At 59.5% G+C, this 16,959-nt stretch carries 15 protein-coding genes; 7 read left to right on the top strand and 8 right to left on the bottom strand.

The features are described from left to right. Window positions 1-42: 42 nt before the first annotated feature. Entirely contained in the window at window positions 43-2,541 is a 2,499-nt protein-coding gene (locus RAC79_RS18510) for a glycoside hydrolase family 2 protein (RefSeq protein WP_174039156.1), read from the bottom strand. 488 nt (window positions 2,542-3,029) lie between these two features. On the opposite strand from RAC79_RS18510, the gene RAC79_RS18505 reads away from it, so the two are divergent. Further along, entirely contained in the window at window positions 3,030-4,082 is a 1,053-nt protein-coding gene (locus tag RAC79_RS18505) for a LacI family transcriptional regulator (protein WP_161987931.1), read from the top strand. 195 nt (window positions 4,083-4,277) lie between these two features. Here the strand turns inward: RAC79_RS18505 and znuA are convergent, their stop codons facing one another. Beyond that, a complete protein-coding gene (znuA, locus tag RAC79_RS18500) occupies window positions 4,278-5,270 on the bottom strand; it encodes a zinc ABC transporter substrate-binding protein ZnuA (protein ID WP_078053000.1) in 993 nt (330 codons plus the stop codon). A 104-nt stretch (window positions 5,271-5,374) separates the two neighbouring features. Here znuA and znuC point away from each other — a divergent pair, with 104 nt between their 5' ends. Genes znuC through zur form a run of 3 tightly spaced genes read left to right on the top strand, consistent with a single transcriptional unit; the run spans window position 5,375 to window position 7,516 of the window. Further along, complete coding sequence (gene znuC, locus RAC79_RS18495) at window positions 5,375-6,295, top strand: zinc ABC transporter ATP-binding protein ZnuC (RefSeq protein ID WP_174039155.1); 921 nt, start codon at window positions 5,375-5,377, stop codon at window positions 6,293-6,295. Further along, a complete protein-coding gene (znuB, locus tag RAC79_RS18490) occupies window positions 6,288-7,106 on the top strand; it encodes a zinc ABC transporter permease subunit ZnuB (RefSeq protein WP_174039154.1) in 819 nt (272 codons plus the stop codon). The genes znuC and znuB overlap by 8 nt, the downstream gene beginning before the upstream one ends. Continuing rightward, the gene (gene zur, locus RAC79_RS18485) at window positions 7,103-7,516 is read left to right on the top strand and encodes a zinc uptake transcriptional repressor Zur (protein WP_020809932.1); all 414 of its coding nucleotides are present in this window, start codon (window positions 7,103-7,105) and stop codon (window positions 7,514-7,516) included. The genes znuB and zur overlap by 4 nt, the downstream gene beginning before the upstream one ends. A gap of 36 nt (window positions 7,517-7,552) precedes the next feature. Here zur and RAC79_RS18480 read toward each other — a convergent pair whose 3' ends face one another. Beyond that, window positions 7,553-8,086: a gamma carbonic anhydrase family protein gene (locus RAC79_RS18480; protein ID WP_174039153.1), complete on the bottom strand. Its 534-nt coding sequence runs from the start codon at window positions 8,084-8,086 to the stop codon at window positions 7,553-7,555. A 31-nt stretch (window positions 8,087-8,117) separates the two neighbouring features. Then, the gene (locus RAC79_RS18475; RefSeq protein WP_374997432.1) at window positions 8,118-8,807 is read right to left on the bottom strand and encodes a fumarylacetoacetate hydrolase family protein; all 690 of its coding nucleotides are present in this window, start codon (window positions 8,805-8,807) and stop codon (window positions 8,118-8,120) included. Window positions 8,808-8,944: 137 nt separating this feature from the next. Here RAC79_RS18475 and dusA point away from each other — a divergent pair, with 137 nt between their 5' ends. Next, a complete protein-coding gene (dusA, locus tag RAC79_RS18470) occupies window positions 8,945-9,955 on the top strand; it encodes a tRNA dihydrouridine(20/20a) synthase DusA (RefSeq protein ID WP_174039151.1) in 1,011 nt (336 codons plus the stop codon). Between the two features lie 6 nt (window positions 9,956-9,961). Here dusA and RAC79_RS18465 read toward each other — a convergent pair whose 3' ends face one another. Then, window positions 9,962-10,762, bottom strand: coding sequence for a DUF72 domain-containing protein (locus RAC79_RS18465; RefSeq protein ID WP_374997431.1), 801 nt, complete (start codon window positions 10,760-10,762; stop codon window positions 9,962-9,964). A 56-nt stretch (window positions 10,763-10,818) separates the two neighbouring features. Continuing rightward, window positions 10,819-13,740: an excinuclease ABC subunit UvrA gene (uvrA, locus tag RAC79_RS18460; protein WP_142845505.1), complete on the bottom strand. Its 2,922-nt coding sequence runs from the start codon at window positions 13,738-13,740 to the stop codon at window positions 10,819-10,821. 264 nt (window positions 13,741-14,004) lie between these two features. Between uvrA and RAC79_RS18455 the strand changes: the two genes are divergently transcribed. Together RAC79_RS18455 and RAC79_RS18450 are read left to right on the top strand one after the other, a co-directional pair. After that, entirely contained in the window at window positions 14,005-14,580 is a 576-nt protein-coding gene (locus RAC79_RS18455; protein ID WP_065655441.1) for a single-stranded DNA-binding protein, read from the top strand. Window positions 14,581-14,619: 39 nt separating this feature from the next. Next, window positions 14,620-14,874, top strand: coding sequence for a hypothetical protein (locus RAC79_RS18450; protein ID WP_142845504.1), 255 nt, complete (start codon window positions 14,620-14,622; stop codon window positions 14,872-14,874). Window positions 14,875-14,911: 37 nt separating this feature from the next. Here RAC79_RS18450 and RAC79_RS18445 read toward each other — a convergent pair whose 3' ends face one another. Continuing rightward, entirely contained in the window at window positions 14,912-16,060 is a 1,149-nt protein-coding gene (locus RAC79_RS18445) for an HPP family protein (RefSeq protein ID WP_003525060.1), read from the bottom strand. 132 nt (window positions 16,061-16,192) lie between these two features. Further along, the gene (locus RAC79_RS18440; protein WP_003525062.1) at window positions 16,193-16,822 is read right to left on the bottom strand and encodes a MarC family protein; all 630 of its coding nucleotides are present in this window, start codon (window positions 16,820-16,822) and stop codon (window positions 16,193-16,195) included. Window positions 16,823-16,959: the final 137 nt, after the last annotated feature.

Below are 16,959 nucleotides of genomic sequence, written 5' to 3'. Positions count from 1 at the left end.
GAAGACAGGCGTGGGTTCACCTGTCATTCCCGTGAGGGATGGTTATGCCTTTCTCCGCATGCTTTCAATGCCGGGATTGGGCGAGGATTGGCAGGTATGAAGATCGAAGATGCGGAAATGCGGCTGAGGGCCGTCCGCTTTCGGGGTGAAGATGATACGGCGCGTTTCGCCGGCGGCAAGATCGAAGAGATTGTCGGAATAACGTCCGGGCTGATCTGCCTCCAGCATGACAAAGAGGGCGAGACCGGTGGCGGTGACATCGATTTCGAACTGGCCGTTTTTCAGTGTGCTGGTGGTGAATGTCAGACCTGCTGGCTGAAGCTCCAGCGCCTTGTAGCTATCGCGTACATGATGGCCTTCGCCGGTCATGCCGTTCGAGGCGATGAAATTCCAGGCGAGGATGGCGCCATCAGGCAGGCTGTCCATGTCGATATCGGTCAGCATGGCGGCCCTGTCGGTCGCGCAGGTGCCGTTGGCGGATTTCAGTGGCACGCGGTTGCCGTCCATGGTCAGGGCGACGATGTTCATGTCGATTTCCACATCCTCCGCCGTGTCGTTGACCATGGAGAAGGTCACCCGGCCTCCATCTTCTGAAGGGATGGCCGAGACTGTAACCGGCTGGAAGAAACGGCGGGCGGCATAATGCAGCGCTTTCCAGCCTCCGCCATAATCAAGGCTCGACCATGAGGCGACCGGCCAGGTGTCGTTCAGCTGCCAATAAAGCGTGCCCATGCAATGGGGCTTGAGCGAGCGCCAGTAATCGACAGCCGTGCGGATCGCCAGCGCCTGCTGGACCTGACTGAGATAAACGAAATTCTCGAAATCCTTCGGGAAGCGGAAATAGCGGAACATGGTGCCCGCAATCCGCTCATTGCCGCCGACATTCTTCTGGTGCAGTTCGATGACGGGGGAGGCGATGTTCATGTCCCGGTCTTCCGCATAGCTGCGGATGACGGGCATGGATGTATAGGACTGGAAACCGAATTCGGAGCAGAAGCGCGGTTTCACCGAACGATAATTGTCGAACGATTTGTTCTCGTGCCAGACGGACCAATAATGCATGTCGCCGGAACCATCAGCATGCCAGGCATCGCCATAATCGAGATAACCGGAGGCAGGGCTCGATGGCCACCAGTTCGCTTCGGGAGCGGCTTTTTTCAGGGCCCGTTCGATGGTGCGGTTCAGGCGGTCATAGGCCACGAGATAACGGTCGCGATTGTTGCGGGATTCATCGAACCATGTCAGCGCACCCACCAATTCATTATCACCGCACCAGAGCGCGATGGAGGGATGTGAGGAGAGGCGTTTGACCTGATACTCGACCTCGTGTTCGACATTGTCGAGGAAATCCTCGCTGCAGGGGTAGAGGTTGCAGGCGAACATGAAATCCTGCCAGACCAGCAGGCCGAGACGGTCGCAGAGATCGTAGAACCAGTCTTCCTCATAGAAGCCGCCGCCCCAGACGCGGATCATGTTCATGTTGGCCTCGACCGCGGAGCAGAGAAGGTCTTCGGTCTTTTCCCGGCTGGTCAGCGAATAAAGCGCATCGGCGGGGATCCAGTTGGCACCGCGGCAGAAGATTTCCCGGCCGTTGATGCGGAAGGCAAAGCGGCTGCCTGCCTCGTCCTTGTCCGTAAGAAGCTCGATGGTCCTGAAGCCGATCTGCCGGGTCACGGTCTCATCGGGCAATTCCACCGTCAGCTCGTAGAGCGTCTGTTCGCCACTGCCGGCTGGCCACCAGAGTTCCGGATTTTCTACGAAGAAGACGTGACGCACCACCGTTTCGCCGGCGCCCACGCCGCAATCGAGCCTGAGCCTTTCGTCATTCAGCGACAGATAGACCGGCAGGCTCGCCGGACCTTCGGCAAACAGCGTGACGGCGACATGCAGTTCCACGCCGCCTTCGACATGGTGCTGCGAGGTGACGACATGTTCGATGCGGGCTGTATCGAGGCGCTTCAGCAGGATTTTGCCGTAAAGGCCGAGCGGGGCAATCGCGATATTCCAGTCCCAGCCGAAATGGCATTGCGGCTTGCGCAGCATGTTGCCATTGGCAATCGGCGAATTGCCGGGGTGATAGGGAATATAAAAAGGCTGCCGCGCCTGCCGTTCCGCGCCGGCGGCGATGTTGGAATGGAAATGGATGCGGATGGTGTTTTCACCCGGCCGCACAGCGCGCGAAACATCCGGGCGGTAACGGCGGAAACAATTGTCGGCGCTCAGGACAGGAATGTCGTTGACGAAGACGATGGCGACGGTGTCGAGGTAATCGATATCGAGATACCAGCTGGCATCAGCCTCATCGAGAATGAAGGTTCGCTCAAGGATCCAGTCCTGCTGCGCGACCCATTGTACTGCCTTCTCATTGGCGCCGTGATAGGGATCTGGAATGATGCCCGCATTTTTGAGCGCGGTGTGAATATCGCCCGGTACGGAAAGCTGGGTGGCGTGGTCTCCTTCCACCGAGGTCAGGCGCCATGACCCGGCCAGATCGATGACGGTTTCGGGCGAGGAAGAAGAAATCATAATCGGACCCTGCATAATATGAATTCGAAGAAGATTGGCCTGCATCATGGTGCAAGCTTGTGTCAGAATCTGGGGGAATGGACGCTCGCAAAGCGGCTGCCTCACATTTATCCGGCTTTGCTATTTCCTCCCTTCGGCAACGTTACCGTAAAACAATCGTTCCGTCATTCCTTTAGTGACAATCGGTAACATGAAAAATGCCAGGGAACGCCGAGTGTTGACAATGCGGTTGCATCGTCCAAAAATTATCTATTTTTATCATTTTATATTAGCGTGTTATGTATATTTTTTAATCTATATAATGAGGAAATTCATTCAATGATATCCGGACTTTTGGCCCCTTAAGAAAAGGATCGCAGTCGGGAAATATTTTGCGGACCTATATCGTTTTAGCTGAATTAGCCGATAGCCGGACAAGACCGGCCTTTGACCGCAGACCTTTGCCTTTGCAACGGAGCAAAAGCTATCTATGATTACCGTTCGGTAAAGCGTGGCGAAATGACATGAACGATACTGGCAAATCCGGCAGGGACGACATACCCGCGACCACGGGCGAGCGTCCGACCTTGAAGACAATCGCCTATATGACGGGTCTCGGCATCACCACCGTCTCGCGCGCACTGAAGGATGCGCCCGATATCGGCGCTGAAACCAAGGAACGCGTGCGGCTGATCGCCCGGCAGATCGGTTACCAGCCAAACCGCGCCGGGGTGCGCCTTCGCACCGGCAAGACCAATGTGATTGCCCTTGTGCTGAGCGTCGATGAAGAACTGATGGGTTTCACCAGCCAGATGGTCTTCGGCATCACCGAGGTTCTTTCCACAACACAATATCATCTGGTCGTGACGCCCCACATCCATGCCAAGGATTCCATGGTGCCGATCCGCTATATTCTCGATACCGGTTCGGCGGATGGGGTCATTATTTCGAAGATCGAGCCCAACGATCCGCGCGTTCGTTTCATGACCGAGCGCAACATGCCCTTCGTCACTCATGGGCGGTCCGATATGGGCATCGACCATGCCTTTCATGATTTCGACAATGAGGCCTATGCCTATGAGGCGGTCGAGCGGCTGGCGCAATGCGGGCGCAAAAGGATCGCCGTCGTCGTGCCGCCATCGCGGTTTTCGTTCCACGATCACGCCCGCAAGGGGTTTATGAGGGCGATCAGGGATTTCGGCCTTAGCGAATTTCCGCTGGATGCCATCACAATCGAAACGCCGCTCGAAAAAATCCGCGATTTCGGCCAGCGGCTGATGCAATCCGATGACCGTCCCGACGGCATTGTTTCGATCAGCGGCAGCAGCACCATTGCGCTGGTGGCTGGTTTCGAAGCGGCAGGTGTAAAAATCGGCGAAGATATCGATATCGTCTCGAAGCAGTCCGCCGAGTTCCTGAACTGGATCAAACCGCAGATCCACACCGTCAATGAGGATATCAAGCTGGCGGGCAGGGAGCTTGCGAAGGCCCTTCTGGCGCGCATCAACGGCGCGCCGCCGGAAACCTTGCAGAGTATCAGCAGTCCTGTCTGGTCTTCGATGGCGCCGAAGCCGTAACGAGCCGCTTTGCGATTGATGGCGCGGCGTCTCTACCCAGCGATTGTCGCACCTCGTTTCCTTATGCGGTACTTTATATTTTAAGCGCAAGTAACTGTTTTTAAATATTTATTCTTCCGATCGTTTACGCTTCGGCCCGCACTCCGATTCAAAGCCGGAATGACGGAGACGTGGCGTTAGGGGCGGCAATGCGCATCAGGACAGGCAATCCTTCAGCGAGCCTGCAATGCCGCGCATCAGCTTGAAATAGAGGTCCGGGCCGGGTTCCAGTGTCGCTGCCTCCGGATCGAGCGTCGCCGATTTCGCGGCAGTGCCTTCGGTTATGACTGAAATCAGCTTCGGCTCGAATTGCGGTTCAGCGAAAACGCAGGTTGCGCCAAGCTGGCGAACCTTTTCCTGCATCTGTTTGACGCGGTCCGCCCCCGGCAGGGTTTCGGGGCTGACGGTGATCGACCCCGCCGTCTTCACGCCGTAACGATGCTCGAAATATTGATAGGCATCGTGGAAGACGATGAATGGCTTGTCCTTCACCGGCTTGACCGTTTCCCTGAGTTCGGCATCGAGCGCATCGAGGTCGTCGATCAGTTTTTTGGTATTGGCCTGATAGGTCGCGGCATTGCCGGCATCGGCGGCGATCAGCGCGGTTTCTATCGTCTGCGCCATGGCCTTGGCATTGGCGGGATCGAGCCAGAGATGGGTGTCGTATGCGCCATGGTCATGGTCCTCGTGACCCTCCGCATGGTCGTGTCCATGATCGTGCGCGCCTTCCTCTTCAGCGTGGCCGTCATGCGCCTCGTGGCCTTCATCGCCATGGTCGTGTGCTTCAAAGGGGCCGCCTTCACGGAAGGGCAGCTTTTCCAGACCCTTTGCGTCTTCCAGTTCCACCACGGTTGCCTTGCTGGCAAGCGCTTCGAGCGGCTTTTCCAGGAATGCTTCCAGTCCCGGCCCAACCCAGAAGACCACATCGGCCTTTTCCAGCTTGCGGGCATTGGACGGTCTGAGATTATAGGTGTGCGGCGAAGCCGCGCCGTCGACGATGAGCTGTGGTTCGCCGACGCCCCGCATGATGGCGGCGACGAGGGAATGGACGGGCTTGATCGAGACCACGACATCGGGCGCGGCGGTGGCGCCGGAAGCGGCGGCCGCTATTGCCACCGATGCCATGAGCGGGATCAGGAACGATTTCATGAAATGCACTCCACTTGAAGAAGTATAGTTATGTTATTACATTTATTGCGTAACTCTATAACGTATGCAATAGCGGTAAGCAACATCGCCGAACGGACAATCCCATGCTTCATTCCGCCCATCGGGGCAAAGAGATACTGGTTTCCCTTGCCAATGCCGGCGTCCAGCGCAACGGCCGCTGGCTGGTGCGCGGCGTTGAGTTTTCCGTCAGCAAAGGCGAGATCGTCACGCTGATCGGGCCGAACGGTTCCGGCAAATCCACCAGCGCGAAAATGGCAATCGGCGTGGTGAAGCCGACCGAGGGCGAGGTTTCGCGCATTGCCGGTCTGAAGGTCGGTTATGTGCCGCAGAAGCTTGCCGTGGACTGGACCATGCCGCTTTCGGTGCGGCGGCTGATGACACTGACCGGCCCGCTGCCAGCCCGCGAAATCGATGCGGCGCTGAATGCGACGGGCATTGCGCATCTCGCCAATGCGGAAGTGCAGCACCTTTCCGGTGGTGAGTTCCAGCGCGCACTTCTGGCCCGCGCCATCGCCCGCAAGCCCGATCTGCTGGTTCTTGACGAGCCCGTGCAGGGGGTCGATTTCTCCGGCGAGATTGCGCTCTATGATTTGATAAAAAATATCAGAAATTCAAATAATTGCGGAATTTTGTTAATCTCACATGACCTGCATGTGGTAATGGCTGAAACCGACACCGTGATATGCCTGAACGGCCATGTCTGCTGCCGGGGCACGCCGCAGGCGGTTAGCCAGAGCCCGGAATATATGCGGCTGTTCGGCGGCGCCGCGGCCAAGGCGCTCGCGGTCTATAGCCACCATCACGATCATACGCATCTGCCTGATGGCCGGGTGCAGCATGCGGATGGTTCGGTGACCGATCATTGCCACCCGGAGGATGGGCACCACCATATGCATGACTACGGCCACCATCACGACAGCCATGACGAATGCGGCTGCGGCCATGAGAATGAGCATGAGGGCCATACGCCGTCCAGCCACGGACAGGGAGAGCGCCATGTTTGACGATTTCTTCGTTCGCGCCATGGTCGCCGGTATAGGCGTTGCGCTCACTGCCGGTCCTCTCGGCTGTTTCGTCGTCTGGCGTCGCATGGCCTATTTCGGCGATACGATGGCCCATTCGGCGCTGCTCGGCGTCGCGCTGTCGCTGCTGTTGCAGCTCAACCTCATCGTCAGCGTCTTTCTGGTGGCATCAGCGGTGTCGATCCTGCTGCTCTTTTTGCAACGGCGGCAGGCGCTATCCGCCGATGCGCTGCTTGGTATCTTGTCCCATTCGGCGCTGGCGATCGGTCTCGTCATCGTCGCTTTCATGAGCTGGGTGCGCATCGATCTCGTCTCGTTCCTGTTCGGCGATATTCTCGCCGTTACCCGCAGCGATATCGCCCTGATCTGGGGCGGCGGGCTGGTGGTCATCGTCTCCATGGTGTTCCTGTGGCGGTCGCTGCTTGCCTCCACCGTCAATACGGAGCTGGCCGAGGCCGAGGGGCTGAACCCGGAGCGTGCAAAACTGATCTTCACGCTGTTGATGGCGCTGGTGATCGCCATTGCCATGAAGGTGGTCGGCATCATGCTCATCACATCGCTGCTCATCATACCGGCGGCGACTGCCAGACGTTTTTCCGCGACGCCGGAGGTGATGGCGGTGGTGGCTTCGCTGATCGGCGCAGTCGCCGTTGTCGGCGGCCTGTTCGGCTCGCTCAGTTACGATACACCGTCCGGCCCATCCATCGTGGTTGCCGCGGTGATCCTCTTCGTTATAAGCCTGTTGCCGGCGCCGGGTTTTTCCCGCGCCGCGAATGAAGGAGGCAAATCATGAATGCGCAGACCCAGCAGAACCTCACCAAGAACCAGTCGCTGGTCATGAATGCCCTCTCAAACGCGCATCAGCCGCTCAGCGCCTATATGATCCTCGACAAGCTGCGGGATGAGGGTTTTCGTGCGCCGCTGCAGGTTTACCGGGCGCTGGAAAAGCTGGTGGAGTTTGGTCTCGTACACCGGCTTGAGAGCCTCAACGCCTTTGTCGCCTGCACCCATACGCAGGCTGAGTGCTGCTCGCACCACCATGGCACGGTGGCTTTCGCCATCTGCGAATCCTGCGGGCAAGTGACGGAATTCCACGATCATGAAATCGACCACCGCCTGGAGCGCTGGGTGAAGGACAGCAAGTTCAAGGCGGAAAAGACCACGATTGAAATTCGCGGCCTCTGCGCCGCCTGCTCGGCTTAGTCTCACGGCAGGGCGGGCGTGGATGCCCGCTGTTTCCTAACCTTCGACGATCGCCAGATCTTTCGAAAAACGCTTCCAGTTTTCGATGTATTTTTCCGCCGAGCGGCGGAGCCCCGCGACGGCTTTGTCATCCAGCGTGCGGATGGCGCGCGCCGGCGAGCCGACAATCAGGGAATTGTCCGGAAATTCCTTGCCCTCCGTCACCAGCGCATTGGCGCCGACGAGGCAGTTGCGGCCGATCTTCGCGCCATTCAGGATCGTCGCGCCCATGCCGACGAGCGAGTTGTCGCCAATGGTGCAGCCATGCACGATGGCATGGTGGCCGATGGTGCACATTTCGCCGATGACAGCGGGAAAACCGGGGTCGCTATGCACCATCACGCCTTCCTGAATATTGGTGCCGCGCCCGATGCTGATCGGCTCGTTATCGCCGCGCAGCGTTGCGCCGAACCAGATGCCGACATCCTCACCGAGCGTCACCGAGCCGACGACATTGGCATCCGGGGCAACCCAGTAGCGATCAGGCGCAGGGGTCTGCGGCACCCGGTCGGCGAGGCGGTAAAGCGGCATCGTGGTCTCCTCCCTTTTGTTTTCTTCGGCCTCAGGCAACCGTCACGCCCAGCGTGCCGACACCCTCGACGCCGCATTCGATGCGGTCGCCACGTACGATGGGGCCGACGCCGGCCGGTGTGCCGGTCATGATGACGTCACCGGCGGCAAGCGTGAACAGCTTGGAAAGCTCGGCAATCACTTCCGGCACCTTCCAGATCATCTGGGCAAGATCGCCCGTCTGCTTGCGTTTGCCATTGACGTCGAGCCAGATCGCACCTGTGGCGGGATGGCCGATCCTGTCCGCCGGGACGATGGGGGAGACCGGTGCGGAATATTCGAAAGCCTTCGCGCCTTCCCAGGAGCGGCCCATCTTCTTCAGGCCGTCCTGAAGGTCGCGGCGGGTCATGTCTATGCCGACGGCGTAACCCCAGACATGGTCCAGCGCCTCGGAAGCCGGGATATCGGCACCGCCGCTTTTCAGAACCACGACACACTCGACTTCGTAGTGCACATTCGACGACAGCGGCGGGTAGGGGAAATCCTGACCGGCGGGCAGCAGATTGTCCGGGTTTTTCTGGAAATAAAAGGGCGGCTCGCGCGAGGGATCGTGGCCCATCTCAATGGCGTGATCGGCATAATTGCGGCCGACGCAATAGACCCGCCGGATGGGGAACAGATCGTCCGTGCCTTCAATGGGCAGGAGAACGGGTTTCGGAGCGGGGATGACGGTGGCGGCCATGTCGATTTCCTGTCGTCTTTTTCGGTGCAATTCTTGTCCCGCGATTCCGGGGCGATTTCCAGTTCAAAATGTCCGTGCCTGCAAAACTGGCTTTTTACGGTCCTTTGCTGTAGAAGCCGGCGCAAAGAGGTTAATCCATGTACAGACAAGCGCTTGCAAGCGGCGAAAAAATCTTCGCCGTGGCCCCCATGATCGACTGGACCGATACCCGCTGCAGATTTCTGCACCGGCAATTGTCGAAGCGCGCGCTGCTTTATACCGAAATGATCGTCGCCGATGCCATCATCCACGGCCAGCGCGACAGGCTGCTCGGTTATCACCCTGAGGAACATCCCGTCGCGCTGCAGCTTGGCGGGTCTGATCCGGCCAAGCTTGCCGAGGCGGTGCGGATAGCCGGCGATTACGGATATGACGAGATCAACCTCAATGTCGGCTGCCCGTCGGATCGGGTGCAGTCCGGCACATTCGGCGCCTGCCTGATGCGCGAGCCGGAGGTGGTGGCGCAATGTGTCACCGCAATGAAGGCTGTCGCCAGCGTGCCGGTTACGGTGAAGTGCCGGATCGGGGTGGACGACCAGCAGCCGGAAGCGGTTCTGCCGGATTTTCTGAAGCGGGTTGTTGCGGCGGGCGCGGACGCGGTCTGGGTTCATGCGCGAAAAGCCTGGTTGCAGGGGCTTTCGCCAAAGGAAAACCGCGAAGTGCCGCCGCTCGATTACGATCTCGTCTATCGCATGAAGCGGGAAAACCCTGATGTCTTTATCGGCATCAATGGCGGTATCGCCGATCTCGATCAGGCGAGCGGGCATCTCCAGCATATGGATGGCGTGATGCTCGGCCGTGCCGCTTATCACAACACGTCCATTCTTGCCGATGTCGACCATCGCATCTATGGCGAAGAGGCTCGCCAGCCGGACTGGATAGCGTTGCGTGACACGATGATCGCCTATGCCGCCGACTATATCGCCGCGGGCGGACGTCTCAACCACGTCACCCGCCACATGGTCGGGCTGTTTCAAGGCATGCCCGGCGCGCGCCGTTTCCGGCAAATCCTCTCCAGCGACGCCACTCGGCCGGGCGCTGGCCCGGAGGTTATCGAGGCCGCTTTCGCGGCCATCGATTTCAGCCCGACGAAAGAAATGGCGGGCTGAAAGCGCTCAGACCACCTTTTGCAGTTCCTGCGCACCAACAGGCGCATTCACCTTTCCGCCGGTGATGAAGAAGGCGAAGACATCGCGTGGTGTCTTTTCGACCTTCCGATCCGGCGCTATCAGCGGCAGATCGTCCGGCACGCCGCCCTTTGCATAGGTCTTTACCCGGTCGGCCCAGTGGTCGATCTCTTTTTTCGGGTAACAGGTCTTGATATCGTCCTCGCCCTTCTGCAGGCGGCAATAGACGAAATCGGCCGTCACATCAGGCAGCATCGGATAATCATGATGGTCGGCGCAGACGACGGCGACCTTGTGCCTGGCGAGAAGATCGATGAATTCCGGAACCTGAAATGTCTCGTTGCGCACCTCAACCACATGGCGAAGACGGATGCCGTCCTGCTTCTCCGGTAATAGGGACAGAAATGCGCCAAAATCCTCCGCGTCGAATTTTTTCGTCGGCGCAAATTGCCAGAGGATCGGACCGAGGTGGGACCCGAGTTCCGTCAGCCCCTGCGTCAGAAACTTCGTCATCGATTCACCAGCCTCGGCCAGAACCTTGCGGTTGGTGACGAAACGGCTCGCCTTTAGCGAGAAGATGAAATCCTCGGGCACTTCGGAAGCCCATTTTGCAAAAGTTTCCGGCTTCTGGCTGCTATAATAGGTGCCGTTCACCTCGATGGCCGTGAGCTGCCGGCTGGCGTGCTCCAGCTGGCGCTTCTTCGGCAATTTTTCGGGATAAAACGTGCCTTCCCATGGCTCAAAGGTCCAGCCGCCGATACCGGTGCGGATCGTGCCTGATGTAGACATATGCTGTTCCTCCTCCGGCCTTCGGCCTATCGAACCCTTGCGACGAAAGCTGCGGATTACTCCGCAGCCTCCCGTTTTCCGGCCGGCCGGCGCTCCAGAAGCTCCTTCAGGAAGTGACCGGTATAGGAACGCTCGACCTTCACGATGTCCTCCGGTGTGCCCGTCGCCACCACTTCGCCGCCGCCCGTGCCGCCTTCAGGCCCGATATCGATGATCCAGTCAGCCGTTTTGATGACTTCCAGATTATGCTCGATCACCACGACGGAATTGCCCTGCTCGACCAGCGCATGCAGCATTTCCAGGAGCTTGTTGACGTCGTGGAAATGCAGGCCCGTCGTCGGTTCGTCGAGAATATAGAGCGTGCGGCCCGTCGAGCGTTTCGACAGTTCCTTGGCGAGCTTGACGCGCTGCGCTTCGCCGCCGGAGAGCGTATTGGCCTGCTGGCCGACCTTGATGTAACCGAGGCCGACATCGAACAGCGATTGCAGCTTGTCGCGCACGGCCGGGACGGCGGCGAAGAACTCCACGCCTTCTTCCACCGTCATATCCAGCACATCGGCGATGGACTTGCCCTTGAAGGTGACATCGAGCGTCTCGCGATTGTAACGCTTGCCGTGACATACATCGCAGGTGACGTAAACATCAGGCAGGAAGTGCATCTCGATCTTGATGACCCCGTCGCCCTGGCAGGCCTCGCAGCGGCCGCCCTTGACGTTGAAGGAGAAACGGCCCGGCGCATAACCGCGCGCCTTCGCTTCCGGCAGGCCGGCGAACCAGTCGCGGATCGGCGTGAAGGCGCCGGTATAGGTGGCCGGGTTGGAACGCGGCGTGCGGCCAATCGGCGACTGGTCGATATCGATGACCTTGTCGATGAATTCGAAACCGTCGATGCGGTCGTGTTCGGCCGGGATTTCGCGCGCACCCATCACCCGACGCGCCGCCGACTTGTAGAGCGTCTCGATCAGGAAGGTGGATTTGCCGCCGCCCGATACGCCGGTTACGGCAGTGAAAACACCGAGCGGCACGGCGGCCGTGACATTCTTCAGGTTGTTGCCGCGTGCGCCAAAAACCTTGATCTCGCGACCCTTCTTGGGCTTGCGGCGCTCCGCCGGCACGGCGACACCGAGCTCGCCGGAGAGATATTTGCCGGTCAGCGATTTCGGATTGGCCATCACGTCCTGCGGCGAGCCTTCAGCGATCACCTGACCGCCATGAATGCCGGCGGCTGGGCCGATATCGACCACATAATCCGCCGTCAGAATGGCGTCCTCGTCGTGTTCGACCACGATGACGGTATTGCCGATATCGCGCAGATGTTTCAGCGTATCCAGCAGGCGGGCATTGTCGCGCTGGTGCAGGCCGATCGACGGTTCGTCGAGAACATAGAGAACGCCGGTGAGGCCCGAACCGATCTGCGAGGCCAGCCGGATGCGCTGGCTTTCTCCGCCGGAAAGCGTGCCGGAATTGCGCGACAGGCTGAGATAATCCAGCCCGACATCGTTGAGGAAGCGCAAGCGTTCGCGGATTTCCTTGAGGATGCGGACTGCGATCTCGTTCTGCTTGGCGTTGAGGCTTTCCGGCAGTACCTCGAACCAGTCGCGCGCGGTGCGGATCGACATTTCGGTGACTTCGCCGATATGCAGCCTGTTGATCTTGACGGCGAGCGCTTCCGGCTTCAGGCGATAACCGGCGCAGGCCGGGCAGGGGGCCGCCGACATGTAGCGTTCGATTTCCTCGCGCGCCCAGGCGCTGTCGGTCTCTTTCCAGCGACGCTCCAGATTGGGCACGATGCCTTCGAAATTCTTCACCGTCTTGTAGGAGCGGGCGCCGTCCTGATAGTTGAATTCGATCTTGTCATCCGTGCCCTGAAGAATGGCGTGCTGCGCCTCTTTCGAAAGATCCGACCACTTGCTCGACAGCTTGAAGCCGAAAGCCTTGCCGAGCGCTTCCAGCGTCTGATTGTAATAGGGCGACGAGGATTTGGCCCAGGGAGCGATGGCGCCGTCACGCAGGGTACGGGCGGGCTCCGGCACGATCAGGTTTTCATCCACTTTCTGCTGCGAGCCGAGGCCATCGCAGCTCGGGCAGGCGCCGAAGGGATTGTTGAAGGAGAACAGCCGCGGCTCGATTTCCGGAATGGTGAAACCGGAAACGGGGCAGGCGAATTTTTCCGAAAACAGCACCCGCTCATGGGTCTCGTTGAGCGACTTGTTGGCGGAGCCGCCGGCGGCGGTTTCTTCCGGCGGCAGGGGCTTGTCGGCGAATTCGGCAACCGCCAGGCCGTCGGCGAGCTTGAGGCAGGTCTCGAGACTGTCGGCCAGGCGCGCGGCCATATCCGGGCGCACCACCGCACGGTCGACCACAACGTCGATATCGTGCTTGTATTTCTTGTCGAGGGCGGGCACGTCGGCGATTTCGTAGAACTGGCCATCCACTTTGACGCGCTGGAAGCCCTTCTTCATCAGGTCGGCGAGTTCCTTTTTATATTCGCCTTTGCGGCCGCGCACCATCGGCGCGAGAATATAAAGACGTGTGCCTTCCTCGAAAGCGAGGATGCGGTCGACCATCTGGCTCACCGTCTGGCTTTCGATCGGCAGGCCCGTGGCCGGCGAATAGGGGACGCCGACACGCGCGAACAGCAGGCGCATATAGTCGTAGATTTCGGTGACCGTGCCGACCGTGGAACGCGGATTGCGCGATGTGGTCTTCTGCTCGATGGAGATTGCCGGCGAGAGGCCGTCGATCTGGTCGACATCCGGTTTCTGCATCATTTCCAGGAACTGGCGCGCATAGGCCGACAGGCTCTCGACATAACGGCGCTGGCCTTCGGCATAGATCGTATCGAAGGCAAGCGAGGACTTGCCCGAACCGGAAAGGCCGGTCATGACGATCAGCTTGTTGCGCGGCAGGTCCAGATCGATGCCCTTGAGGTTGTGCTCGCGGGCGCCACGGATGGAAATCGTCTTCAGTTCACTCATGACAAGGCTCGGACAAAAATAACAGGCTTGATGGCAGCGCGTCCTTATGTAGTGACGCAGCCGGATGTGTCGAGGTCTATTCCCAATCGGTCGCAGCTTTTCGGAATGCTTGACTCGAAATCTGCGATTTAATAGAACAAAAAAGGAACGAATTGCAAGCGCGAATGTCTGCTCCCGCAGCTTAAGATTATTCTTTGTGGATAGTTCCATGCTTGCGGTGCCCTTTGCGGGCGGCGGCAGCTATTGTGTGGCGAATTTTTTGAAATGCAATTGCCGGTCATGATGGCCGGCGGACAGGATGACGAGATGGCTGGTAGCGTAAACAAGGTAATTCTGATCGGGAACGTGGGCGCCGATCCCGAAATCCGCCGGACGCAGGATGGCCGCCCCATCGCCAATCTGCGCATTGCCACCTCGGAGACCTGGCGGGACCGCAACAGCGGCGAGCGCCGCGAGAAGACCGAATGGCACACCGTCGTCGTCTTCAACGAAGGCCTGTGCAAGGTCGTCGAGCAATATGTCAAGAAGGGCGCCAAGCTCTATATCGAAGGCCAGCTGCAGACGCGCAAATGGCAGGACCAGACCGGCAACGACCGTTATTCCACTGAAATCGTGCTGCAGGGCTTCAACTCCACGCTGACGATGCTCGATGGTCGCGGTGAGGGCGGTGGCCGCAGCGGCGGCGATTTCGGCGGCGGCAACGATTATGGCAGTGGCGGCGGCTCCAGCTATGGCGGCGGTTACGACCAGCAGTCCTCGTCGCGCGGCGGCTCTTCCCGTGGCGGCGGCCAGCCTTCCGGCGGCTTCTCCAACGATATGGATGACGATATTCCGTTCTGAGCGGCTGGCGAATTCGGGAAAGCGTAACGGGAGACAGGTATGAGTGATGCGCCCGCACCGAAACAGCCGGCAACCTGGCGCATCGTTCTTGCCTTCTTTCTCGATTTCTGGACGGCGTTTTTCGCCGCCGGATTTCTCGTGGCGGCGGTTGCAGACGGGCGCACGCCACAGGGGTTTGCCTTGAACGGTGTGCCTGCCTTTATCGCCTTTGCGCTTATCATCGCATATTTTGTCGTGCTCGGCCGGTTCTTCGGCGGCACGCTATGGCAGCGTCTTCTGAAGGCGAGGCGCTAACATCCGGCTTTGCCGGTTCCAGGGGCGTCGCGGCAGACTATGCCGCGACCTTGTCCGCCAGCATCGCGACCATGACATCGGATTGCGACACGATGCCCACCATCTTACCTCTGGCGTCGATGACCGGCAGGTAATGCAGTCCTTCTTCGGCAAAGCGGATGATGGCCTCCTCGATTGCCGTTTCAGGCCGTACGGTTCTGACCGGCGATGTCATGATGTCCTTGACGGTATCGTTGGGGGCGCTTGCGCCGGAGAGGATGAGGCGCAGCCGCTGCAGGAAACCAATGGAGGGGCGGCCGTTTCTCCAGCTCGCCTTTTCCAGAAAATCCGTCTGGGTGACGATGCCGACGATCTCCGCTTTATCGTTGGTGACCGGCAATGCCTTGAAATGGTGGCTGTGCATCAGCGCGTGGGCATGGCGCAGACTGTCATCAGGCGCAACACCGACGACATCGCGCGACATGACGCTGGCGCAATCGAGATGCAGCGCACGGCGACGCCAGGAGCGCAGTTCGGTCTTGCGTAAAATGGTTTCGAGCTCGTCGCGGTCGATATCCAGGACCTGGTCATATTCCTTCAGCACCTCGTCGAGGTCGTTGGAGGAAAAGCCGATTTTCTGGATGGGGGTCGGATCGGTGGTGCCATGGGCGGCCTTGCCGAGCTTCAGGCCGTGTGGGTAGGCGCGGCCGGTAGCATTGTTATAGGCGAGGGCCAGGGCAAGAAGGATCAGCGAATTTCCGGCGACCGGCCACAGCAGAAAGCCATAACCGAGGCTGTGGACGGCAGGGCCGCCGAGAACGGCGGTCAGAGCCACCGCACCGCTTGGCGGGTGCAGGCAGCGCAAGGCCATCATCGCGGCAATGGCGAGGCTGATGGCGAGCGCGCTGGCAAGGAATAGATCCGGAACCAGCAGCGCCACTGTCACGCCCACGAAGGCCGAAACGAGGTTGCCGCAGAGGATCGACCAGGGCTGCGCCAGCGGGCTGGAGGGCACGGCGAACAAAAGCACCGCGGAAGCGCCCATCGGCGCGATCATGGCGGGCAGGGTGGGATCGAAACTGAGAGCGAGACTTCCCAGAAGGCCGGTCAGCAGAATGCCGACAAAGGCGCCGGTTGCGGAGCGCAGCCTTTCCCTGTTGCTGACGGGTGCGGCATCCGGGATGAGGCGACGCAGCGTGGAACGCATGGAGATAACTTTCGAATCCGAAAAAACATGCGTCTTTTAGCCGAAGCGGCGGTCGGATTTAAAGGGAGGATTTTCCGGCATTTCAGCGGTTGGCGGGAATTTATTGCGCAGGCACCGCCAAGGGTTGGCCTTTCAAAATGCGAAGGCCGATTTTATGCCATCGACCACGAACTGTACGGAAAGGGCGGCAAGCAGCACGCCGAGCAGTCGGGTCAGGATCGCGCGGCCGGTATTGCCGAGAAAACGGTCCATCCGTTCCGAGACGATCAACGCGGCATAAACGAGGGCCATGGCGAAAGCGAGGATCAGGATGAGCACCAGCATCTCGACGGTGGTTTTCATCGAGCCGGCAAGTAGCACGGTGGCGGAAATGGCGCCCGGCCCGGCGATCAGGGGCAGCGCCAGCGGAAAGACCGCCAGATTGTGAAGGTGGTCCTTGGTGATGGCGATCTCGGAGGTCTTTTCCTTGCGCTCCTGGCGTTTTTCGAAAATCATCTCGAAGGAAATCCAGAACAGCAACAGGCCGCCGGCGATGCGAAAAGCGCCGAGCGAGATGCCGAGAAGATTGAGGATGGCAAGGCCGAAGAGCGCGAAGACGGCGAGAATGCCGAAGGCGATGATGGAGCCGCGCAGCGCCACCTGGCTGCGCTGGTCGCGCGTCATACCGGCGGTCAGCGCCAGAAAGACGGGGGCAAGGCCCGGCGGATCGAGCGTGACCAGAAGTGTGGTAAGCGCGTTGATGAGCGTTTCGCTGCTGGCCATTCTTTCCCCGTCTTATCTGTTTTTAGGACGGAGCCTACGCAAGTCGCCGGCACTTTGAAAGGGAGCGGCGGTGCTTTTGCCGGGCTAAATCGTGAAAAGCGGCGTTCGTCTTGCAAATGACGCAAAAGCCTGTTCAA

It is taken from the genome of Agrobacterium sp. LR_9 (genome assembly GCF_041954855.1).
GTDB lineage: Bacteria > Pseudomonadota > Alphaproteobacteria > Rhizobiales > Rhizobiaceae > Agrobacterium > Agrobacterium leguminum.
The sequence above is the reverse complement of the archived record's forward strand: the minus strand, read 5'-3'. Positions and strand labels throughout refer to the sequence as shown.